The following is a 22,486-nucleotide window of genomic DNA, read 5'->3' as shown; positions in this document are numbered from 1 at the left end:
TGGGCGCGCCTGGGCCTCAGTCCAGCGGTGAAAGCTGCGCCGCCGCCCGTTCGGAGGCCACCATGATCAGCTTCATCGTCGCCCGCGTGGCACCGACGAAGAGCTTGCGCATGGTGAGTTCGTCCAGGGTGTCGAAGTCGATCTCGGTGAAGATGATGCAGGGCGCGGACTGGCCCTTGAAGCGATACACCGAGTCGATCAGCAGCTCGCCGTGTGAGTGCTCGGGCTCGCCGAGCAGGTCGTAGCGACCGGTGAAGGCACGCAGGCGGTGCGGGCCGAGTTGCGCGAGCGGGGTGAAGCGCGAGTGCTCGCGGCCGCGAAAGGTGAGCAGCACGATCATCTCGCGGCGAAAGCCCAGGCCCAGCGCGCGCGTGATCGCGCGCTTGGTGCTCTCCATCAGGCTGGCGTCGTCGTGCCAGGGCAGAACCTCCGGTTCGCTGTCGGCCACCGGACTGCCCGTGCGGATCGGCGCGGGCAGGGGCAGGCGGGCGTTGAGCAAGGCGAGCACATCGGCCGGGGTGCGGTAGTTGGTGTCTGCGCTCAGCCGCACCCAGCCGGGCAAGGCGACGGTAGGGCGGTCGTAGAGGTTCTGCAGCGGGTCTTCCAGCCACCAGGCGCGGCCCGTCGGCTTGAGCAGCGCGAGCAGGGCGTCACGCCAGGCTTCCATGAAGTCCTGGCCCTCGTCGATGATGAGTTCGTCGAATTGCCAGGCGGCTTCCACCTCTGAGCTCACCAGGGCCGCGAACTCGGCCTCCATGCGACGGAAGGCGCCCGGCGCACCGAAGACCGGCTTGCGCCCGGCGTCGCGCAGGCGACGGTCGCAGAGCTGATGGAAGGTGGCGACCTCGCCGCCCGCGGGTGCGATGCGCGCAAAGTGGTCGGCGAGCGGGCGGTTGTAGCACACGTAGAGCGGGCGCCGGCCGTGGGCGAGGGCGTCGGTATAGGCGGCCAGAGCGAGCTGGGTCTTGCCGCTGCCGGCAGTGGCGATAATGCGCAGGCGGTGGGGCTCCATCTCGATGCGGCGCGCCCATTCGGTCAGACCACCCGAGAGGCGGGTGGTCAGGTCGTCGGCCTGGCCGATGTGGGCCTGCACGTCCGGCACCAGTTCCAGCACATCGGCAAAGAAGCGGTGCACGGCCTGCAGCCGTGCGAGCGTGGCCGGCGCCTCGTCGTCGTGGGCGCGGGTGAGGGCTTCGACGGTGGCGACGAAGGCGTCGCGCCGTGGCGCGTCGACGATGCGCGCCGGGTCCAGGCCAGCGCTGCCGGGCTGGCGCACGGTGTAGTCGGGGCAATAGAGCAGGATGTCGAGTTCGGGCTCGGCGCCGTCCAGCGCCGGGCGCAGGCGATTGCGCAGGGCGTCGGCGCTGCGCGCGAGTTCATGGCTGAGGAGCTGGGCGCGCGCCTTGCCCGGGCGCAGCAGCCCCTGTGCGCTCTCTTCGAGAAAGCCGGCGTGTTGCTCGATCAGCAGCACCCGCCCACTGGGCCCGACGACGACGAAGGCGATGTCGCCAAATACCATCTGCGTGCCTTCGGCACGCGTCCAGTGCAGGCCGTGATAGATCGTCCATGCGCGCGGCAGGGCCTGGGCGAGCTGCGCCAGGGTGGCGCGTTCGCGACCACGGGCGCCGGCGGCGGGGAGCTGTTTCCAGCCTTCAGGGTGAGTACGGGCCATGTCGTCTTCGGTGCCTGGTGTGTGAGGCGGTGCAGCGCTGGCCAGGCATCCGGGCCTGCGCTGCCGATGGCGGCAGTCTAGCAAGCGTCGCCCGCCTGCAGGATGCCTTGCAAGCGTGCGGATTGTCGCGATGCAGTGGTAACCGCACTGGACTGGTTTGTGCTTCTCGCGCATGCTTCGTTGCTACATTCTGCAGCCCGCCATGCCCTTGCCTTTCAATCGCGCCCTCCTTGGTTTCATGTCCGTGCTCAGCCTCAGCCCCGCTGCGGTGCAGGCCTCAGACCTGTTCTTTGACGACATGCCGCTCGTACTCACGGCCTCGCGCATGGCGCAGTCGCCGCTTGATGCGCCGGTCGCGGTCAGCATCATCGACCGGGAAATGATCAAGGCCTCGGGCTTTACCGAGATTCACGAGCTGCTGCGACTGGTGCCGGGTTTTCTGGTGGCGGACTGGCCGAAGGGGCCGCCTGTCGTTGCGCGGCACGGGTTGGCCGATGCCCATGATCGGCGCCTCAAGGTGATGATTGACGGGCGCACCGTGAATCGACCGCTGCGCGGCGACACCGCCTGGCAGGATCTGCCGATCCGGGTGGAAGACATCGATCGCATCGAGGTGGTTCGAGGTGCGCATGGCGCGGCCTACGGCGTCAATGCATTCGATGGCGTGATCAACATCATCACGCGCTCGCCAGTGACCGAAGACGGCTACAGCCTCACCACTCAGGCCGGACAGGGCGGCTTTACCGATGTTGCCTTTCGCAGCAACGGTTTGACCGCCAATGGCATCGACTGGCGGTTTTCCGCCTCGCGGCGTGAAGCGGAGAATTTTGGTCCGCGCTTCGATGACCGCACGCGGGTGCCGACCGAGACCGAAACGGTTCGCAACACGCTCGTCAGCTTCAGCGCCACGCAGCAGATCAGCGCCAACGACGAGATCAACCTGCATCTCGCAGTCAATGAGGGCTCTGCCGAGCGCGGCAATGATCTCGACCTGGCCGAGCCGCTGCACGATGAGGATACGCGCTCGCAGTTCTTCCATCTTTCCTGGCTGCGCAGCCTGGATGCCGACGCCGAGCTCACGCTGCATCTGAGCCATCAGTCAGAGCGCGTACGCGCCGGCTGGGTCAGGCGCACGCCGCCGCTGGTGCCGATCGACATGAACACCGACGGCCAGCGTGACGAACTCGAACTGCAATACACCGCGCGTCTCGCGCCCGCGTGGCGCATGCTGATCGGCGCCGGCGTGCGCCGTGAGTCGGTGCAGTCGGTGCACTACCTCAATGCCGATCATGCCCTGAAGGGAAGCAGCAGCCAGTTGTTCGGCACCCTGACCTGGGATGCCACCACCCAGCTCACCCTCGACATGGGGGCGACGGTCGAGGATCACTATTTCAGCGGCACCTTGTTGTCGCCCCGCCTGAGCGCCAACTACGCTTTGAGCGACACCTCTGCCGTGCGTGTGTCGTCGGGCATTTCCTACCGTTCGCCCTCGTTCTTCGAGTCCAGCGCCGAAGAAGTGATCCGTGTGGGGGACAAGGTCAAGTGGGTGGGCGTCCGTACCTTCGATACGGTGGAGCCGGAGCGGGTCGAACATGCTGAAATCGGCTACGTCGCGCACTGGCGGGAGATCGGCCTGGGGCTCGACCTGCGCGCCTTCCACGAGCGCTATTCGCGCTATCTGGACACCCGCAGTTGCGTGATCTACCAGGCGAACTGCCCACCGCCGGCGAACTACGAGCCCTTTCCCCACGCCTTCGATCGGCCGCCGAAGCAGTTCCGCTTCGTCAACTCTGCGGCCTTGACCCGGCATGGCGCCGAGTTCTCGCTCGACTGGCGCCAGCCTGGCGTGGGGCGGGTGATCTTCTCCACCGCCGTCATCGACATCGATGCCAAAGCGGGTGCCTCGGATGGCGACTTTGAACTCAGCGCGCCGAGCACGATCAGCTCGCTGTTGCTGATCAAGGAGTTCGCGTCACGCTGGACGGCGAGCGCAGGTTTCTATCATCACGGCGACATGTACTGGCTCAACGACGGGGACAGGGTTCCCGATACGCGTCGGCTGGACCTCAGGCTGGCGCGATCATTCGGCCACCCAGGCTCAAACAATGAGTTCGCGATCGTGGCGCAGAGCGTCAATGGCCGCTACCCGGAGTTCTATGAGCGCAAGTATCGCCACGAGCCGCGCGTGTATCTCAGCCTGAGCCTGGGCTGGTAGAAAAGCGGATCATGAGTCGACTCTGCGCCCCGCTCTACCGCCTGTTGCTCGGTGCCTGGTTGTTCCTGCCGCTTGCGGCGTCGGGGTATGAGGTGGCGCTGGTGATGTCGCAGCGCAGCGGCTCGGCGCAGGCCTTTGCCGACGCCTTCGTGGGTGCCGCGGTGGCGAGCGGGCATCGTGTGATTGATGCGGGCGGGGCGGGCGGGGTGCTCGACGAGGCGGCGCTGGCGGGTGCCGATCTGGTGGTTGCCAATGGCGAGGCCGCGCTCGCGGCTGTGCTGAGCAGGCCGTCGCGGCCGACGCTGGGCGTCATGCTCGGGCGCGCACGTTTCGATGCCTTGAGCGCACGCCATCCGCAGGCAGAGCTGTCCGCGTTCACGCTCGATCAGCCCGCCGCGCGCCAGTTGCGGCTGTTGCGTGCGGTGCTGCCCAAGAGCGAGCACGTCGGCGCCCTCTTTGGCGACGCTCAAGCCGGTGCAAAGCCATTGCAGGAGGCGGCGGCTGCGTCCGGGTTCGACCTGGAGGCGGCGACCGTAGCCTCCGAAGCGGAGCTGATCGCCCGCCTTGAGGCAGTGTTGCGGCGCAGCGACGCCTTTGTCGCCATTCCCGATGCGCTGCTGTCCCAGCCCGCGTCGGCGCGCGCCATTCTGCTCACCAGCTATCGTTTCCAGAAGCCGGTGTTTGCCTTCTCGCGCGCCTATGTGGACGCGGGTGCGCTGGCGGCGGTGTTCACCACGCCGCAGCAGGTCGCCACCGATGTCGTCAATTGGCTCAATGGCCTCCCCCCAGGGCGGCTGACGCTGCCGCCGCCCCGTGCGCCCGAGTCGTTCGAGATCGCAGTCAATCGTCAGGTGGCCCGTGCGCTGGGTATCTTGCTCCCGTCCGATGAAGAATTGCTGCGTCTGATGAAAAAGGGTGACAAGTCATGAAGCCCTCACGCCTTAGCCTGCGCAATCGGCTGTTGCTCACCGTGCTGCTGCCGGTGGCGCTGTTGCTCGCGGCTCTGGTCAGTGCTTCGATCGTGCGTGGTGAGCGCATGACCGAGAGGGCGATCGCCGAGCGTGGCCTGGCCATCGTCAGTTTTCTTGCTCCTGCGGCCGAATACGGCGTGATCTCGGGTAGCTCAGACATCATCGACAACGTGCTCGGTGCGCTGCGCAGCCAGGGTGACGTCGCCGCTGCCGTGCTGTATGACCGCGACGGTGGTCTCCTCGCGCAGCGCGGTGAGCCGCGCATCCTCGATGTGGCGCAGGTGCGCCGCACGGGTGCAGCGGTGAGTTTGAGTGAGGGCCTGGGCCGCAAGGGCTTTGCCGCCCCGGTGCGGAGCATGGCGCTGGTGGTCGATGAGTTGAATACCTCGCCGGGGCAGGAGCCTGAGGGGGTGGCGCCGGTGGGCTGGGTGTATGTCGAAATCGATATCGGCGGGCATGAGGCGGAGCGGCGCATGGCGCAGAGCCTCACCATCGGCATGGCCTTTCTCACCCTGTTCATCACCACCATCCTCGCCCTGCGTCTCGCAAACTCGGTCGGTGAGCCGGTGGCGCGGCTGGCTCAAGCCGTGCGCCGGATGGCGGCGGGCGAGCTCGACGTGCAGGTGCCCGATACCACTGGTGGCGAGGAGCTGCGCGCGCTCGAGCGTGGCTTCAATTCCATGGCGCGTTCCATCGCCAACGCCCACAAGAATCTGCAGAGCCGTATCGACGAGGCGACCGAGCAGCTCGCCCATCAGGCCTTGCACGATCCGCTCACCGGCTTGCCGAATCGGCGTGCCTTCGAGCGTGCGCTCGAAGAGACGGTGGCCGCCTCGCGCCGGGCAGGCGACCGTGGCGCGCTGTGCTTTGTGGATCTCGATCACTTCAAGTACGTCAACGACAGCGCCGGGCATGCGGCCGGCGACGCCTTGCTGCGCGCGGTGGCGGATATTTTTCGCCAACGCCTGCGCGGTGAAGACTTCGTGTGTCGTATTGGCGGTGACGAGTTCGCGCTCATCCTGCGCGGCTGTGCGCGCGAGGACGCGCGCCGCGTTGCCGAGGGCATGTGCAAGGCCATTGCCGACCTGCGCTTCGAGTGGGGCGGGCGTGAGTTCCGCATTGGGGCCAGCATCGGTTTCGTCATGATCGATGGCAGGGTGACGACCGTGGCCGAGGTCTTGCGCGAGGCTGACCACGCCTGTTATTCCGTCAAGCGCGACGGCCGCGGTCAGGTGGCTGAGTACAGCGTGCTCGCGGCCGGTGGCGCTTAGCGCGGCACCCCGCGTACGGTCTTTGTCCAGCGTGGCCCGTATAATGCGGCACCGATCACCGTGCCGGCGGTTTGGCCCGCACAGCGGCGCGCGCAGGCCTTTTCATGCTCCATCTCAGCTTCTCGAACCGCTTCGAAATCCTGCTCGACAGTCTGCTTGACCAACTCGGCGCCGAGCAGCCCGGTCCCTTCGGCCAGCGCCAGGTGGTGGTGCCCAGCAGCGCCCTGCGGCGCAAACTCGAACTGGCGGTCGCCGATCGCGAAGGGGTGAGCGCCAACCTGCGCTGCGACTACCTGGCGCAGTGGCTGTGGCAACAGATCGGGCGTGTGATACCGGTGCCGCAGAGTTCGCCGTTTGCGGTCGCGGTGCTGGCCTGGCGCATCCATGGCTTGCTCGATTCCACGCACGAACACGGCGCCTGGGTGGCGCAGCACCCCCGCCTGGCGCGCTATCTGGAACCCGCGGACGCGCGCATGCGCTTCGAGCTCGCCGAGCGCATCGCCCGCGTCTTCGATCACTACCTGACCTATCGCCCGCGCTGGCTGGACATCTGGGCCGGTGGCCGCGGCTCGGCGCTGGAGGCGAGCGCCTCAGCTGTGGAGCGCGAAGACGAGGCCTGGCAGGCGGCCTTGTGGCGGCAGATCCGCGACAGCCTCGGCCTGCGTCAGGAGCACCCGGCCCAGGCCTTCCTGCGCCGGGTCACGGCGATGTCGGCGACCGGGCTGGCCGCGGTCGGCCTGCCGGCCACGGTGCATGTGTTCGCGCTGCCGGCGCTGCCGCCGCTCTACCTCGACATGTTGCGCGAGCTGGCGCGCGTGGTGGACGTGCGCATGTATGTGCTCAACCCCTGCCGCGAGTTCTGGTTCGACATCGTCGACGCGCGCCGCCTGTCCTGGCTGGCGGCGCAGCAAAAGGACATGTTCTTCGAGACCGGCAACAGCTTGCTCGCCGCCTGGGGCAAGCAGACGCGCGCTCACATCGGCCTGCTGTTCGAAGGTGAGCATGAAGTGGAGGAGGACGCCGCCTTTGCGCCCCATCCCGCGCGCCATCTGCTCGCGCGCCTGCAGAACGCCATTCTCGAGCTGCAGCAGCTCGCGCCCGCCAGTGTGCGCCTGGCCGCCTCCGATCGCAGCATCGAGGTGCAGGTCTGCCATTCGCGCACGCGCGAGCTCGAAGTGCTGCACGACCGCCTGCTCGGCCTGTTCAAGCTCCACGCCAACACGCCAGACGCCCTGCGTCCGTCCGACATCGTGGTGCTGATACCCGACCTCGAGCAGGCGGCGGCGCTGATCGAGGCCGTGTTCGGCACCGCCCCGCCAGAGCGCCGCATCCCCTGGCGCATCACCGGCCTGGGCGGCACGCAGGACAACGCGCTGGCGAAGGTGCTCGACCAGGCGCTGCAGCTGGCTGCCAGCCGATTCCCCGCCAGTCGGGTGTTCGACCTGTTGCAGCAGGCGCCGGTGGCAGCGCACTTTGGCCTGGGCGCCGCCGAACTGGAAACGATCCACGCCTGGATGCGCGCGGCGGGCGTGCGCTGGGGGCTGGATGCGGCAAGCGCAGGCAGCCAGGGCGGTGGCGATGGGGCGACGCGGATCGACCCCGCCCCCACCCACACTCTTGAAGAAGGCCTGCATCGTCTATTCCTGGCCTGGGCGGCGGGCACGGCCGCGCAGCACACCCCCTTCGCCGGGCGCATAGGCGCGGCGGCGCCCGAGGGCCAGGCGGCAATTGCGCTCGGCAGCTTCTGGCGCTACGTCGACAGCCTGCGCGTGCTGCACGCGCAATTGCAGCGCCCGCACACGGGTGCCGCCTGGCGCCAGCTGCTCAACGATGTGCTCGAGCGCCTGGTGGGTGACAGTGCCGAGTACGCGGACGCGCAGCGCGAAGTGCGTGCCGCCATCGCCACCCTGGCCGACAACATCGCCGCGGCCGAGCTCGAAACCGCGCTGCCGCTGGAGGTGGTGCATCCGGCCCTGCTCGCGCTGCTCGATGACCCGGCGCGCGGTGGCGTACCTGGCGGCACGGTCACTTTTTCGGCGCTATCCGCGCTGCGCGGCCTGCCCTATCGGGTGGTGTGCCTGATCGGCCTGGACCAGGGCGCCTTCCCCGGCAGCGATCGTGCGCCCGAGTTCGACCTCATGGCCGCTCGCCCCCAGGCCGGCGACCGCCAGCGCCGGCTCGATGACCGCAACCTCTTTCTCGACCTCATCCTGTCCGCGCGCGAGGTGCTGCATCTGTCCTATGTCGGGCGCAGCGTGCGCGACGGCTCGGAGCTGCCGCCCTCGGTGCTGGTCGACGAGCTGCTCGACGTCCTCGCCAGCGCCACCGCCACCGCGGCCGGCGAGCCGCCGGCGCTCGAGGCCGCGCGTGCGCGCCTGCTGCTCAGGCATCCCCTGCAGGCCTTCGCCGCCGACTACTTCATCGCAGCCGATCGCAGCGATGCGCGCCTGAGCAGCTTCAACACCGATTACGCGCTCGCGCTCGCCAGCCGCTTGCGCACGGCGCAAACCTCGCTGCCAGGCGTGGCCACGGAGCTGTCCATGGGTACGGATGAGGACGCGCACGGCGATGCCGGTGAGTCCGACGAGAGCACTGAGAGCGCAGGCAGCGCTGACGACGGCGAGGACGACACGCCCTTCTTTGCCGCGCCGCTGCCGCCGCCCGAGGCGGCCTGGCGCGAAGTGAGCATGCTGCAACTGACACGCTTTCTTGCCAACCCCTGCCGCTATCTGCTGCGTGATCGGGTCGGGCTCGAGCTGCCCGAGGCCGAGGACGAGCTCGACGACGTCGAGCCCATGCTGCCCGACTGGCCCGCACGCCAGGCCCTGGCGCAGCGTTTGCTGCCAGTGCTGCAGGGTCGTGACGCGCTGGCCCCCACCCTCTGCGCCGAGCTGTGGGCGCTGGCCCGCGCCGGCGGCGAATATCCGGCCGGCGCCATCGGCCGGAGCGCGCTCGAGCGCGAGCTCACCAGCCTGCAGGCCTTTGCCCAGCGTCAGCATGAGCTCTTGCACGGCGAGCGCCTGGCGCCGCATCTTGCCCGCTTCGAGACCTCGCTGGAGGCAGAAGATTGGGCCTTGTCCGCCGCCTTCACCGACCTGCATGCAGACGGCTATCTGCATGCGCGCTACGACGACAGCCGCGTCGGTGATTATCTGGCGACCTGGCTGGCCCATCTGCTGCTGTGCGCGGTGCCGCCCGCCGGCGCGCTGGCGAGCGCACGCGGCCTGTCGCGCAACGGCGAGTTCCGCTTTCGGGCGCTGGCGCCCGCACGCGCGCGCGCCGAGCTGCAAAGCCTGCTGGCGCTCTACCGTGAGGGGCTGACTCAGCCTGTGCACTTCTTCCCCAAGTCGGCCTGGGCCTACATGCTCGCCGGCGAGAGTGTAGGCGCCGCGCTCACGAAGTGGAGGGGCGGGCGCAGCGCCGAGTTCAGCGAAGGCAAGGATCCCGCCTATCGGCTCGCGCTCAGAGGCGAGCAAGAGCTCCCCGATGAGCGCTTCTTCGAGCTCGCGCGCCGCATCCTGCGCCCGCTCCTCGAACATCTCGACGACCCTCGTCTGCGCTGAGGGCAAACGTCATGGCACAGACCCTCGCCGGCCCGGTTCATAGCGAACTCATCATCAAGAAGAGTCGCTTCATCGGCTGTGTGCAGCCCATGGCCGACCGTGCCAGCGCACAGAAGGTGGTGGCCGAACTATGGGCGCAACACCCCGGCGCGCGCCATGTGTGCTGGGCGCTGCTGGCGGGCGGGCAATCGGCGGCGGTCGATGATGGCGAACCGAGCGGCACTGCCGGGCGGCCGATGTTCGAGGTGCTGCGTCATCAGGATCTGGACGGCGTGCTCGCCACCGTGGTGCGCTACTTCGGCGGTGTCAAGCTCGGGGCCGGCGGGCTGGTGCGCGCCTACACCGACGCCGTGGCCCAGGCCCTGCTCACTGCGACCAAGGTGCCGATCGTGCGCCTGAAGCTGCTGGGCTGTGTTGCGCCCTATGCGCTCGAAGGCCTGCTGCGCCGTGAGCTGGAGGCGACCGGCGCCAGCCTGCTCGATGTCCGTCACGATCAGGCGGTGACACTGCGCTTCAGCCTCGCCGAAGAGGTGGCGATCGAGCTCGTCGCCCGCCTCAATGAGGCCGGGCAGGGGCGGCTGCTGTGGCTGGAGGACGAAACCTAATAAAAAAGGGCAGACCACGCATCAGCGGTCTGCCCTCGGCCATTGCTGTGTGGGCGCTTACTCTTCGAGCAGGCTGCGCAGCATCCAGGCGGTCTTTTCGTGCACGTCGATGCGCTGGGTGAGCACGTCGGCGGTGGGCTGGTCGTTGGCCTTGTCCACCGTGGCGAAGAGCTTGCGCGCGGTGCGCGCGGTGGCTTCCTGGGCGGCGACGAGATGGCGGATCATGTCATTGGCCTTGGGCACGCCCTCGACTTCCTGGATCGACGCCAGCTTGACGAACTCCTTGTAGGTGCCGGGCGCGGGGAAGCCCAGCGCGCGGATGCGCTCGGCGATGACATCGATCGCGTTCCACTGTTCGGTGTATTGGTCCATGAACATGTTGTGCAGGCTGTTGAACTGCGGCCCGGTCACGTTCCAGTGGAAGTTGTGCGTCATCAGGTACAGCGTGTAGCTGTCGGCCAGCAGCGCGGACAGTCCGGCGACGATCTCCTTGCGCTGCGCCTCGGCAATGCCGATATCGATTGTAGGGGGGGTGTTCTTGCTTGCCATGGCGATGCTCCTGAGTAACAGCGGCGATTGGCCGCCTGAGGTTCGAGGCGTTCAGCCCGTCACGCCCGCGCCCTGCGACGCGTGGGCCGCGGTGCCCGGACAGAGGATCAGCGTGTCCACAGCATACCCTCAAACGCCCGTCCGGCATGCGGGCAGCGGGCTATTCCGGTGTTAGTTCCGGACTATGCCTGCCCTGCTTGTGGAATGCTGGAGACCTATTGGAGGGGGCGTGGTATCGTCCGCTGGCTCACGCACGGGCGCGATATCGCCCTCGCCACTGCCTTGCTCCATGCTGTACTGCCCTCTGTCTTCGTGCCCTCACGCCTGCGATGTCCGCCGCCCCTGAATTCGACGTCTTCCAATGCCCGCTCGATGGCATCCGCCTCATCGAGGCTTCGGCTGGCACCGGAAAGACCTGGAACATCTGCGGCCTCTATCTGCGCCTGCTGCTCGAGCGTGAGCTGACGGTCGAAGCCCTGCTGGTGGTGACCTTCACCAAGGCGGCGACCGCCGAGCTCAGCAGCCGCATCCGCGCGCGCATTGGCGAAATGCTGCAGGTGCTCGAAGGCGCTGCGCCCGGCGCCGACCCCTTCGTGAGCCAACTCATCGAAGCCACGCTCGCACGCGGCATCGAGCACGCGCAGATGCAGCGCCGCCTGCAGCTCGCCCTGCAGACTTTCGACGAAGCGGCCATCTTCACCATCCACGGCTTCTGTCAGCGCGCGCTCGCCGACACCCCCTTTGCCGCCGGCCTGCCCTATGAGCTGGAGCTGGTCGAGGACGACAGCGCCTTGCGTCTGGAGGTGGTGCACGACTTCTGGCGCCAGCAGGTGGCGGGGGGCGAGCTTTCACCCCTGCTCGCAGACTACCTGCTGCAGTGCGGTGACAGCCCCGCGGCCTGGGCGGACATCTTGCAGCGCCACATGGGCCGGCCTTGCGCCCGTTCCTTGTGGGATGAGGACGGTGCCGACGCAGGCGCGCTCGCCGATGCCGAACTGAAGCTGACCCAGGCCTATGACGCAGCCCGCATGCTGGCGGGCGCACTGGCGCAGGCGGTCGAGTGCGTGAATGACGCGCTCGGCGGCCTCAATGCCAACAGCTACAAGCCCAAGTCGGTGGCCACCGCCGCGCAGCAATGGGCGGACTGGCTGGGCGCGGCCAATGCCGTGCACCCCTTGCCTGCAGGCACTGACAACAAGCTCGCCCTGCTCGCCAGCGCAACACTGGAAAAGCGCAGCACCGCCGCCGGACGCAAGAGCGGTAGCGCTCCGCCGCGCCATGCGTTCTTCGACGCGGCCGAGGCCTTGCTGCAGGCACGCGCCGCGGTCGACGCCGTGCTCGATGGCGCACGCTTGCGCCTGCTGCGCCAGTGCATCGAGCGCTGTGTTGCCAGGCTGCGCGAGCGCAAGCGCGAGCAGCGCCAGATCAGCTTTGACGACATCCTGTGGAATGCGCATCAGGCCCTGCACTCCGGCGCCCAGCCCTGGCTCGCCGGCGCGCTTCATGCGCGCTACCCGGTGGCGCTCATCGACGAGTTTCAGGACACCGATCCGCTGCAGTTCGGCATCTTCGACCGCATCTACCGCGCCGAGGGTCGTCACGGCAGCCTGTTCCTGGTCGGCGACCCCAAGCAGGCGATCTACAGTTTTCGCAGCGCCGACCTGTTCACCTATCTGAGCGCGCGCGATCGCACCGATGCGCGCTACACGCTGCGCCACAACCAGCGCTCGGCGCCGGCGCTGATCGACGCCTGCAATGCCTTGTTCGGCGCCAACCCGGCGGTGTTCATGATGGACGGGCTGGACTACGTGTGCGTCGACAAAGGCAGCCGGCCGCGCCCGCCCTTCGTCGACGACAGCGCAGGTGGTGCAGGCCTGGCGCCGCTGCAGCTGTGGCGCATCCCCAGCGATGCGGTGCAGACCGTGGCTGATGAGGCGGCGCAGAAGGGGCAGGGTGGCGCTGCGCACGAGGCTGCCGACCCGGGCGGCAGCCGTCTTGCGCGCGCGCAGGCGTTGCATCGAGCCGCCCATGCCAGCGCGGCCGAGATCGCCCGCCTGCTCACCGCCGGCGGCGCGGGCACGGTGCGCATCGGTGAGCAGCCGCTGCGCCCGGCCGACATTGCCGTGCTGGTGCGCAGCCACAGCCAGGGTGCGCGCATGCGCCGCGCGCTGGCAGCGTTCGGGGTGGGCAGCGTCGAGCTGTCGCAGGCCAGCGTGTTTCACACCGAGGACGCCGAGCAGCTGCAGCGCGTGCTGCTGGCGATCGCCGAGCCGCTGCGCGAGCGTCGGGTGAAGGCCGCGCTCGCCACCGCGGCGATGGGGCGCGACGCCGCCGCGCTCGCGCGCCTGGTCGATGACGAGGCCGCCTTGCTCGCCACCCTGGACGCGTTCGTGCGCTGGCGCGAGCTGTGGTTGACGCGGGGCTTTGGCATCATGCTGCGGCAATGGATGAGCGACGAGGGCGTCGCCGTGCGCTTGCTGGCGCGCGCCGATGGCGAGCGCCGCCTGACCAATCTGATGCACCTGGCCGAACTGCTGCAGCAAGCGGCCGGCGCCGCCTCGCCCGAGCTCTTGCTGCGTACGCTGGCGACGCGGCGGCGCGAGGCCGGCAGCGGCGAAGCCACCCAGCTCAGGCTGGAGTCCGACCGCAACCTGGTGCAGATCGTCACCGTGCATCGCGCCAAGGGCCTCGAGTACGGTGTCGTGTTCTGCCCCTTCTTGTTTGATGGTCATGTGCGCAGCAGCAGCGAAGGCGCGATGAGCCCCTGGCACGACGAGCACGGCGAGCTGGTGCTGGACTACCGCGCGGGCGCGTTCACCCTGGATGAAGTCAAGGCCCGCCTGCGCCGTGAGCGCCAGGCCGAGGACTTGCGCCTGATCTATGTGGCGCTCACGCGCGCCGTGCAGCGCTGTTATGTGGTGGTGGGCAGCTATGCCCGCCTCGGCTCCGGCCGCCCCAGCCATACCGAGAGCGGGCGCAGCCTGCTCAACTGGATGGTGGCCGGCGCCGGCATGGACGCCGATGCCTGGGCCAGCCACAAGCCCACGCCGGCCGGCATAGACGCCCACTGGCGTGCGCTGGTCGCCGCCAGCGCGCGCGGCGGCGCGCCCACCATGGCGCTGCTCGATCTGCCTGCAGGCGAGGGCGCAGCGCTCGCTCCGCCCCACGCCGGGGGGCAGCGCCCGCGCGCGCAGCGCGCGCCGCAACTGCCGGCGGGCTGGCGCATCGGCAGCTTCAGCGCGCTGATCTTTGGCGCCACCCACGAGCACGGCGCGCAGGACCACGACGCAAACGCGCTGGGCGCCGCCGCGTCCGCCCTGTCAGCACCCGAAGCTGCACCCGAAGCGGCCGCCGTATTCACGCCTGCGGCCGACGACATCCTGCGCTTTCCGCGCGGGCCGTCTGCGGGGGACTGCATCCACGCCCTGTTCGAGGCTATCGACTTCACCGATCCCGGCACCTGGGACAGTGCGATCGCCGCCGCGCTCGCGGCCCATCCACAGATGCTGCCCGCTGCGCCCAAGCCCGGCGAGGCACCGTTGGCAGCGATGCTGCGCAGCTTGCTCGACGCGGTGCTCAACACCTCCCTGCTGCCGGCGCCTGCCGAGCGCGCTGCTGACACCCGCTGCGGCGAGGAGGGGCGTGCCGAGCTGCGCCTGAACACCGTGGCGCCCGCGCGCTGTCTGGTCGAGCTCGGCTTTCACCTGCCGGCGCCCGATCTCCGCGCGTCCGCGCTCAATACCTGGCTGGCGGCGCAGGGCTATGTCGTGCCGCGGCTCGCGTTCAAGGATCTGGACGGTTATCTGAAAGGCTATATCGACCTCATTTTCGAGCACGATGGCCGCTACTGGGTGCTGGACTGGAAGTCCAACCACCTCGGCGTGCAGCCGCAGGACTACGCGCCTGCGCGCCTGGAGACGGCGATGCAGACCCACGGCTATCACCTGCAGCACCTGCTCTACAGCGTCGCGCTCCATCGTCACCTCGGGCGCAGCCTGGCGGGCTACGACTACGAAAGCCATTTCGGCGGTGTGCTGTATCTGTTCGTGCGTGGCGTGCGCCCGCAGTGGCGGATCGATGGCGTGCCTTGCGGCGTGTTCCATCAGCGCTGCCCGGCGGCGGTGCTGGCGTCGCTGGACGCGCTGCTCGCAGGTGTTGCCACCGCTGATGTGCAGGAGCCGGCATGAACGATCTCGCCGAAGGTTTTGCGCGCCATCTCGTGGCCTGGGCGCGGATGCTGCAGGCACCTGCCGACAGCCTTGCCGTGCTCGACCTTGCCGCGCGCCGGCTGGCGCTTGCCACCAGTGCCGGGCATGTGTGCGTGGGGCTCGATGTGCTGCTCAGACAGGCGCGCGCGGAGCTTGCAGGCGAGGCGCCAGTCGCCGCGGGTGCGGAGGATGAGCACGACGTGCGCGACGCCAGCGCCCGCCTCGCGCAGCTACGCCACCAGTTGCACGCGAGTGGGGTGGTGATCGATGCGGCGCACGCGATCGACGGTGTCTCGGCCCATCCGCTGGTGCTCGATAGCGGCGATCGCCTCTATCTGCGCCGCCATTTCGATCAGGAGCGCGCGCTCGCGCAGGCCCTGGTGGCGCGCGCAGCGCCCGCGCTTGAGGGCGGTGCGCCTGCGCTGCTCGACAGCCTGTTCCCGCCGCGCGCCGCTGACAGCCCGGACTGGCAGAAGCTGGCCGTTGCGCTCGCGCTGCAAGGGCGGCTGACGGTGATCAGCGGCGGACCGGGCACGGGCAAGACGACGACGGTGGCCGCGCTGCTGGCCTGCCTGCTCGACGCCCGGCCCGGCCTGCGCATCGCGCTTGCCGCGCCCACCGGCAAGGCCGCCGCGCGCATGCTGCAGGCCCTGCGCCAGCGCGCGCACAGCCTGCCCGCGGCGCTGGTGGCACGCTTGCCGGACGAGGCCTTCACCGTCCATCGCCTGCTGGGCGTGACCGCCGAGGTGGGGCGCTTTCGCCATCATGGCGGCAACCCGCTCGCGCTCGATGTGCTGGTGGTGGATGAGGCGTCGATGCTCGATCTCGCCCTTGCCGCGCGTCTGGTCGATGCGCTGCCGCCGACGGCGCGCCTGATCCTGCTCGGTGACAAGGACCAGCTCGCGGCGGTCGAGGCCGGCGCGGTGTTTGCCGAGCTGTCGGCGCAGCGCAGCTTCAGCGCCGCGATGCAGGCCCACTTGGCGCAGGTGATGGCGCGTGCCGACGCGGCGGCGGTGCTGGGCGCCGCGCTTGAGGCCACCGCGGACAGCCCGGATGAGCCGGCGCGCAGCGCGGGGCAGACGCACGCCCCCGCTGCGGATGCAGCCAGCCGCAGCGCGCTCACCGATGCGGTGATCTGGCTCACCGAAAGCCATCGTTTTCGCGCCGACTCCGGTATCGGCCGGCTCGCCGCCGAGGTCCGCGGCGGTCGTGGTGAAGCGGCGCTGGCGTGGTTGGCGGCGGGTGCGGATGCCTCGGCGAGCTGGATCGAGGATGGGGGCGCGCGCCTCGGCGCCGCGACCCTGGCGCGCATCGAGGCCGGCTATGCGCCCTATGTGGCGGCGCTGCGCGCGCGCAGCGGGGGGCAGGTCGGCGAAATCGGCACCGGTGTTGATGTCGATGCCGCCATGCGCGCGTTCGAGCGTTTTCGCGTGCTGGTCGCGGTGCGCGACGGCGGGCGTGGGCTGGATGCGCTCAATGCGCATCTGGACGCACACCTGCGCGCTGCGCTCGGCATTGCGCCCGATCGCAGCGCGGCCGGGCGCTGGTACCCGGGACGGCCGGTGATCGTGCTCGCCAATGACTATCTGCTCGGCCTGTTCAATGGCGACATCGGCTTGTGCCTGCCGACGGCGCAAGGCGAGCTGCGCGTGTTCTTCCCCGCGGCAGAGGGCGGTTTTCGCGCCATCGCGCCGCTGCGCCTGCCGGCGCATGACACGGCGTTTGCGCTCACGGTGCACAAGAGCCAGGGTTCGGAGTTCGAGGAGGTGTTGCTGGTGTTGCCGGCGCGGCCGGTGCGCGTGCTCACGCGCGAGCTGATCTATACCGCGGTCACCCGTGCCGCCAGCCGGGTGAGTGTGGCCGGTGCGGGCGAGGTCTTCGTCGCCGGCTGTGCGCTGCGCACGCAGCGCAGCTCGGGGCTGCGCGAACGCCTGCATGAAGCGGCCGCAGCACGGACTGCGAGACGTATTTCCGGTGCAAGCTCGCCTGCGCTCTCCTCTTGAGTCGCGAATCCGCTACCCTGCGCCCTGTTTCCCTCTGATGCGCGCTCAGCGCCTGCCGACCATGGCCACACCGACCCTTCAGCAACGCAAGACCTTTGCCCTCATTCGTATTCTCGGCGGCATGGTGGCCGCGCTCTACCTGAGCGTCGTCGTCGTCACCAACCTGCTCGAAGGTGCGCCCTTCGCCGGCAGCCTGATCTTCACCGCCGTCGTCGCCGTCGTGGGCTATGCCTACGCCGCCTGGTATCTGCGCGATCTGTCGGCCGTGGCGCGCGAGGAGCGCGCAGCACGCAAGTCGAAATGACGCGCCTGCGCCGTACGCAAGCACCCACTCCGCAGCGCGGAGTCATTGAACGCAATCGAGGATTGTGTTCGCACAAGAAATGGACCCCCTGAATGAAGCAAGAATCCCCGATCCGCGCCCGCAACTTCCCCTCTGCCAAGGATGAGGTCAAGGCCGTCCAGCCCCATGGCCGTTATGACGGCCCGGACAGCTCCTTTCGCATGGCTTTCGCCGACTCCGAGTTCCTGCTGCGCGAGGAGTTGCGCCCTGTGCGCCTGCAACTCGAGTTGCAGAAGGCAGAGCTGATCCAGCAGGAGCAAGGCGTCGAGTCAACCGTGGTGGTGTTTGGCAGCGCGCGCTTCAAGGCGCCGGACGTGGCCGCGGCAATGCATGCCGAGGCGCTCGCCAGCGGCGACAAGGCTGCCCTGCGCAAGGCCGAGGTCATGGTCAGGAATGCGCACTGGTACACCGAAGCGCAACGCTTTGGCGAACTGGTCACGCGCGAGGCCGATGCCTTGGGCGAGCCGGTGATCGTCGCCACTGGCGGCGGCCCCGGCATCATGGAGGCGGGCAATCGCGGCGCCTTTGAGGCCGGCGGGCGCAGCATGGGGATGAGCATCTTCCTGCCCTTCGAGGAGGCACCCAACCCCTACATCACGCCCGAGTTGTGCTTTCAGTTCCACTACTTTGCCATCCGCAAGATGCACTTCCTGATGCGTGCGGTGGCGCTGGTGAGCTTTCCCGGCGGGCTGGGCACGCTCGACGAGTTGTTCGAGGTGCTGACGCTGACGCAGACGCACAAGATCCGCCGCCGCCCGATCGTGCTGATCGGGCGCGAGTTCTGGCAGAGCCTGATCAATTTTGACGTGCTCGTCGATTACGGCGTGATCAACGCGGACGACGTCAAGCTGTTCCACTACGCCGAGACCGCCGAGGAGGCCTGGGAACTGATCAAGGCCGCCTACAACGGTGACAACCCGGCCCTGGTGGCGCGGCAGATGCGGGGCAACTGAGCAAGGGCAGAGGCGGCTCAGTCGAGGATGCGCATCTTGCGCGCGGTGCGCGTGCCGAAGATCTGCGGCTCCTGGGGCAGGCGGTTGGTGGGGAGGTATTTGCGGATCTCCGCATGCCACTGCTCGTAGGTCGAGGGTTTCTTCTCGCGCAGGGTCTTGAGCGCGTAGAAGGTGAAGGCGCCGTTGGGGCGGCCGGCAAACGAAGTGTCCCAGCTGTATTCCTGATCGCGGCACCCCGCCAGCAACAGGTCCGAGCCGGTGCGGCGAATGCCGCTGATCACGGCGAGCGTGCTGGCGCGCGCGGCGGCGGGGAGCTCATCGGTCTTCATCCATGCTTCGGGCGGCAGGAAGCGCGCGCGCGGGCCACCAGGGTCGAGCGCGCTGTCGTCGCCGCGTGTCACCGAGCCCGAATGGCAGCTGTCCGAGATCAGCAGCAGGCGCACGCCCGGGCCGCGGCGATCGAAGAGCTGGCGGATCTCGTCGTCCAGGAGCGCGCCCCGGGTGCTGATGTCATGGGGGCACAGGGCCTCGTCGCGTCCATCCACCTCGTCGCCGTCCTGATCCACAACCCAGGTGCCGTGTCCCGAGTAGGTGAACACGACGGTGTCGCCGCGCTGAGCGCTGCTGATGAGGGTGTGGATCGCGCTCGTCATCGCCGCGCGCGTGGCCTGGGCGTCGATCAACGAGTCGACCTCGAAGCCACGTGAGTACAACTCGGACGCCCAGTCCCTGGCGTCGTTCACGCAGCCGCTCAAGTCGCTGCCGGTGCCGGGATAGTCGTTGATGCCGATGCAAAGTGCGCGCCTGGTCATGGCCGTCTCCTCAGAGCGGACGCACGCGCCTGATGCGCGCTGCATCCGCTCTGAGATTAGACCCCTCGCCCCGTGTTCGCCAGCCGGCACGGGGTGCGAGGCTGGCGGTGGTAGCGACTCAGATGGCCACGCCCTTGTCGTCGAACAGGCCTTCAAACAAGGCCGTGCTCAGGTAGCGCTCGCCCGAGTCGGGCAGGATGACGACGATGGTCTTGCCGGCGTTCTCGGCACGCTGCGCCAGTCGCACCGCGGCCGCAACTGCAGCGCCGCAGGAGATGCCGGCGAGGATGCCTTCCTCGCGGGCGAGGCGGCGGGCGTAGAGGATGGCGTCCTCGTTGGTCACCTGCTCGACGCTGTCGACCAGCGCCAGGTCCAGCACCTTGGGCACGAAGCCGGCGCCCAGGCCCTGGATCTTGTGCGGGCCGGGGGTGAGCGGCTCGCCGGCCAGCGTCTGCGACAGCACCGGACTGGCGGAAGGCTCCACCGCCACCGCCTGAATCGCCTTGCCGCGCACGTTCTTGATGTAGCGCGCCACGCCGGTGATGGTGCCGCCGGTGCCCACGCCCGACACCAGGATGTCGATCGCGCCATCGGTGTCGTTCCAGATCTCCGGACCGGTGGTGGTTTCGTGGATGGCCGGGTTGGCGGGGTTCTCGAACTGCTGCAGCAGTACGTAGCGTCCGGGGTCGGAGTCCGCGATCTCCTTCGCCTTGGCGATCGCGCCGTTCATGCCCTTTGCGCCTTCGGTCAGCACCAGTCTGGCACCGTAGGCCACCAGCAGCTTGCGGCGCTCGATGCTCATGGTCTCGGGCATGGTCAGGGTGAGCGGAATGTCGCGCGCGGCGCACACATAAGCGAGCGCGATGCCGGTGTTGCCGCTGGTGGGCTCGATGATTTCCTTGCCCGGGCCGAGGCGACCACGGGCTTCGGCGTCCTTGACCATCGAGGTGCCGATGCGGCACTTCACCGAGAAGGCCGGATTGCGTCCTTCGATCTTGGCGAGCACGGTGGCGGCTGCGCCATCGGTGACGCGGTTCAGGCGCACCAGCGGGGTGTTGCCGATGGATTCAGGGTTGTCGGAGTACCAGTGGGACATGTGGGTTTCCTTGTGGGTTGGGAGGCGATCCGAAAGCTGTCGCCCGTGGGGGCAGTATAGGCAAGGGGCGCGGGTGGCCGCCATGCCCGCCGCACCGCCACCGCCTTGCGGTCACCCATCGCCGCCCTGCAAGGGCAGCGCCTTGGTAAGATCGCGGCCTATGTTTTTCTGCCCCGATCACTTCCCTTGCCCTCGCGCCCTTTCCGCCGCCAGAGGCCCGCATGTCTGAACAACTGGGCCTCGGTCTGCGCGATATTGCCGCATTGGGCCAGGTGTTCACGCCCGAGCCGGTCGTGCGCGCCATGCTGGCCTTGCGCCGCAACACGGGGCGCGTGCTCGAGCCATCGTGCGGCGACGGTGCCTTTCTCCGCCACCTGCCCGGCGCGGTGGGGCTGGAGCTCGACCCCGACCACTGCCCGCCAGGCGCGCAGGCGATCGATTTTTTCGCCTACCCCGAACACGAGCAGTTCGACACCATCATCGGCAATCCGCCTTATGTGCGCTTTCAGGACATTCCGGCCTCCACCCGTGCCCTGATCGCACGCGGCGGCCACGGCCACTGCCTGGATGCGCGCTCCAATCTCTATCTGTTCTTCGTCGACAAATGCCTGCGCCACCTCAAGCCTGGTGGCGAGCTGATCTTCATCACCCCGCGCGACTTCCTCAAGGCGACCTCGGCGGTGAAGCTCAACCGCCTGCTGGCCGAGGCCGGCAGCATCACCGATGCGATCGAGCTGGGCGATGCGCGCGTGTTCGCCGACGCCGTGCCCAACTGCCTGATCTGGCGCTTCGAGAAGGGCGCCAGCGCGCGCGCGATGCGCCATTGCGAGATCGGCGTGGGCGACGACCTGGGTGCGGCGCTCGCACAGCCCGTCTGGGAGCCGCGCCACTTCCTCGAGTGCGGCGGCCACCTGATGTTTGCGCGTGGTGACTACCCGCTGCGCCTGTCCGAGATTGCCTTCGTCAAGGTCGGCGCGGTGTCGGGCGCGGATGAGCTGTATGCCGACGCGGTGCACGGCAATCGCGACTTCGTGTGCTCATCCACCGTCAGTACCGGCCATACCCGACGCATGATCTGGACCGAACCGGGCGAGCCCGCCCCGGCCGTGCTGAGACCGCACAAGACGCGCCTGCTGCAGCGCAAGGTCACCCGCTTTGACGAGTCGAACTGGTGGATGTGGGGCCGCATGCACCACCGCAGCACGCAGCCGCGGGTATATGTGAACGGAAAGACACGCGTCGCGCAGCCCTTCTTCATCCATGCCTGCACCGACTACGACGGCGCCGTGCTGGCGGTGTTTCCGCGTCGCGCGGATGTCGATCTCAGCGCTTTCCGCGCGGCCTTGAATGCGGTCGATTGGGCCGACCTTGGCTTCGTGTGCGACGGTCGCTACCTGTTCACCCAGCGCAGCCTGGAAAACGCGCCCTTGCCAGCGAGTTTCCAGGTTTTTCTGCCTTAGTTCAGTGCCGGCGATGCCTGTAGGCCACTCTTCAATGTGTGACACTAAGTGGTATAGTTCGAGATGAGCCGAGTCTTCAAAACCCGCAGCTTTGATCGCTGGATGCGCAAGACCGCGCTTACTGACGAGGCGCTGTGCGCTGCAGTTCGCGAGATGATTCAAGGCTTGATCGACGGTGATCTCGGTGGTGGCGTAGTCAAGAAGCGAGTTGGGTTGGCCGGCCGGGGTAAGCGCGGTGGTGCGAGGACGCTGGTTGCGACCAACGGAGGCAATCGGTGGTTTTTTGTGTTTGGTTTTGAAAAGAACGAACGAGCCAACATCAGTGCCGAAGAAAAAGAAGCGCTTCAGGGCATTGCGCAGGACTTGTTGTCTCGCACCGGCACGGAACTCGATGTAGCAGCACAGGACGGATCACTTCAGGAGATTTGCCATGACCGAAAAGACTAAAGGTGCAAGCCGAATCCTGGAAGCCGTGCACGAGACTGCAGCGGACCTGCATCGTCTGGGCTTCATCGATCAGCGCAAGATGCGTCAATACGATGCCTTGTGTCTGGCGCCGATCCCGGAATACGACGGCGAGAAAATCCGCTCCCTGCGCGACCATTATCAGTTGAGCCAGACCGTACTGGCATCGCTGCTCAACACCAGTCCCTCGGCCGTACGCCAGTGGGAACGGGGTGACAAGCATCCCAGTGGCCCATCGCAGAAGTTGCTCAATCTGCTGGAGCGTAAGGGGCTCGAAGCGCTCATCTGAGCGAGTGTGGG

At 68.3% G+C, this 22,486-nt stretch carries 16 protein-coding genes; 12 read left to right on the top strand and 4 right to left on the bottom strand.

The genetic code is table 11. The annotated features are described in order from the left end of the window. Positions 1–16: 16 nt before the first annotated feature. Positions 17–1,672: an ATP-binding domain-containing protein gene (locus M622_RS22115; RefSeq protein WP_021247735.1), complete on the bottom strand. Its 1,656-nt coding sequence runs from the start codon at positions 1,670–1,672 to the stop codon at positions 17–19. Positions 1,673–1,874: 202 nt separating this feature from the next. On the opposite strand from M622_RS22115, the gene M622_RS22110 reads away from it, so the two are divergent. From M622_RS22110 to M622_RS22090, 5 genes are all read left to right on the top strand, one after another. After that, the gene (locus M622_RS22110) at positions 1,875–3,887 is read left to right on the top strand and encodes a TonB-dependent receptor plug domain-containing protein (protein WP_052028656.1); all 2,013 of its coding nucleotides are present in this window, start codon (positions 1,875–1,877) and stop codon (positions 3,885–3,887) included. Positions 3,888–3,898: 11 nt separating this feature from the next. Beyond that, complete coding sequence (locus M622_RS22105; protein WP_021247733.1) at positions 3,899–4,816, top strand: ABC transporter substrate-binding protein; 918 nt, start codon at positions 3,899–3,901, stop codon at positions 4,814–4,816. Beyond that, positions 4,813–6,129, top strand: a complete 1,317-nt coding sequence (locus M622_RS22100; protein WP_021247732.1) for a GGDEF domain-containing protein — start codon at positions 4,813–4,815, stop codon at positions 6,127–6,129. Before M622_RS22105 ends, M622_RS22100 begins: the two co-directional genes overlap by 4 nt. 104 nt (positions 6,130–6,233) lie before the next feature. Continuing rightward, positions 6,234–9,692, top strand: coding sequence for an exodeoxyribonuclease V subunit gamma (gene recC, locus M622_RS22095; RefSeq protein ID WP_031346082.1), 3,459 nt, complete (start codon positions 6,234–6,236; stop codon positions 9,690–9,692). A gap of 11 nt (positions 9,693–9,703) precedes the next feature. After that, entirely contained in the window at positions 9,704–10,297 is a 594-nt protein-coding gene (locus M622_RS22090) for an IMPACT family protein (RefSeq protein ID WP_021247730.1), read from the top strand. A gap of 57 nt (positions 10,298–10,354) precedes the next feature. Here the strand turns inward: M622_RS22090 and M622_RS22085 are convergent, their stop codons facing one another. Beyond that, the gene (locus M622_RS22085; protein ID WP_021247729.1) at positions 10,355–10,846 is read right to left on the bottom strand and encodes a Dps family protein; all 492 of its coding nucleotides are present in this window, start codon (positions 10,844–10,846) and stop codon (positions 10,355–10,357) included. A 329-nt stretch (positions 10,847–11,175) separates the two neighbouring features. On the opposite strand from M622_RS22085, the gene recB reads away from it, so the two are divergent. The 4 genes from recB to M622_RS22065 all read left to right on the top strand — a co-directional run bounded on the left by recB (position 11,176) and on the right by M622_RS22065 (position 18,353). Next, positions 11,176–15,033: an exodeoxyribonuclease V subunit beta gene (gene recB, locus M622_RS22080; protein WP_021247728.1), complete on the top strand. Its 3,858-nt coding sequence runs from the start codon at positions 11,176–11,178 to the stop codon at positions 15,031–15,033. After that, entirely contained in the window at positions 15,030–17,057 is a 2,028-nt protein-coding gene (gene recD, locus M622_RS22075; protein WP_021247727.1) for an exodeoxyribonuclease V subunit alpha, read from the top strand. Before recB ends, recD begins: the two co-directional genes overlap by 4 nt. A 61-nt stretch (positions 17,058–17,118) precedes the next feature. Continuing rightward, positions 17,119–17,361 (top strand): hypothetical protein, encoded by a 243-nt coding sequence (locus M622_RS22070; protein ID WP_031346080.1) that lies wholly within the window; start codon positions 17,119–17,121, stop codon positions 17,359–17,361. A 92-nt stretch (positions 17,362–17,453) separates the two neighbouring features. Further along, positions 17,454–18,353 (top strand): LOG family protein, encoded by a 900-nt coding sequence (locus M622_RS22065; protein WP_021247725.1) that lies wholly within the window; start codon positions 17,454–17,456, stop codon positions 18,351–18,353. A gap of 17 nt (positions 18,354–18,370) precedes the next feature. Here the strand turns inward: M622_RS22065 and M622_RS22060 are convergent, their stop codons facing one another. Both M622_RS22060 and cysK read right to left on the bottom strand, forming a co-directional pair. Then, positions 18,371–19,165, bottom strand: coding sequence for a caspase family protein (locus tag M622_RS22060; RefSeq protein ID WP_021247724.1), 795 nt, complete (start codon positions 19,163–19,165; stop codon positions 18,371–18,373). A gap of 118 nt (positions 19,166–19,283) precedes the next feature. Beyond that, the gene (gene cysK / locus M622_RS22055; RefSeq protein ID WP_021247723.1) at positions 19,284–20,261 is read right to left on the bottom strand and encodes a cysteine synthase A; all 978 of its coding nucleotides are present in this window, start codon (positions 20,259–20,261) and stop codon (positions 19,284–19,286) included. A 221-nt stretch (positions 20,262–20,482) separates the two neighbouring features. On the opposite strand from cysK, the gene M622_RS22050 reads away from it, so the two are divergent. The 3 genes from M622_RS22050 to M622_RS22040 all read left to right on the top strand — a co-directional run bounded on the left by M622_RS22050 (position 20,483) and on the right by M622_RS22040 (position 22,475). After that, positions 20,483–21,721: an Eco57I restriction-modification methylase domain-containing protein gene (locus M622_RS22050; protein WP_021247722.1), complete on the top strand. Its 1,239-nt coding sequence runs from the start codon at positions 20,483–20,485 to the stop codon at positions 21,719–21,721. Positions 21,722–21,784: 63 nt separating this feature from the next. After that, on the top strand, positions 21,785–22,168 hold the full coding sequence (locus M622_RS22045) for a type II toxin-antitoxin system RelE/ParE family toxin (protein ID WP_021247721.1): 384 nt from the start codon (positions 21,785–21,787) through the stop codon (positions 22,166–22,168). After that, positions 22,152–22,475: a helix-turn-helix domain-containing protein gene (locus M622_RS22040; protein ID WP_021247720.1), complete on the top strand. Its 324-nt coding sequence runs from the start codon at positions 22,152–22,154 to the stop codon at positions 22,473–22,475. The genes M622_RS22045 and M622_RS22040 overlap by 17 nt, the downstream gene beginning before the upstream one ends. Positions 22,476–22,486 lie beyond the last annotated feature (11 nt).

Origin of the sequence: Thauera terpenica 58Eu, assembly GCF_000443165.1 — a bacterium.
GTDB classification, from domain to species: Bacteria; Pseudomonadota; Gammaproteobacteria; order Burkholderiales; family Rhodocyclaceae; genus Thauera; species Thauera terpenica.
Note: the sequence above shows the minus strand (reverse complement) of the source record. Positions and strands in the feature narration are given on the sequence as shown.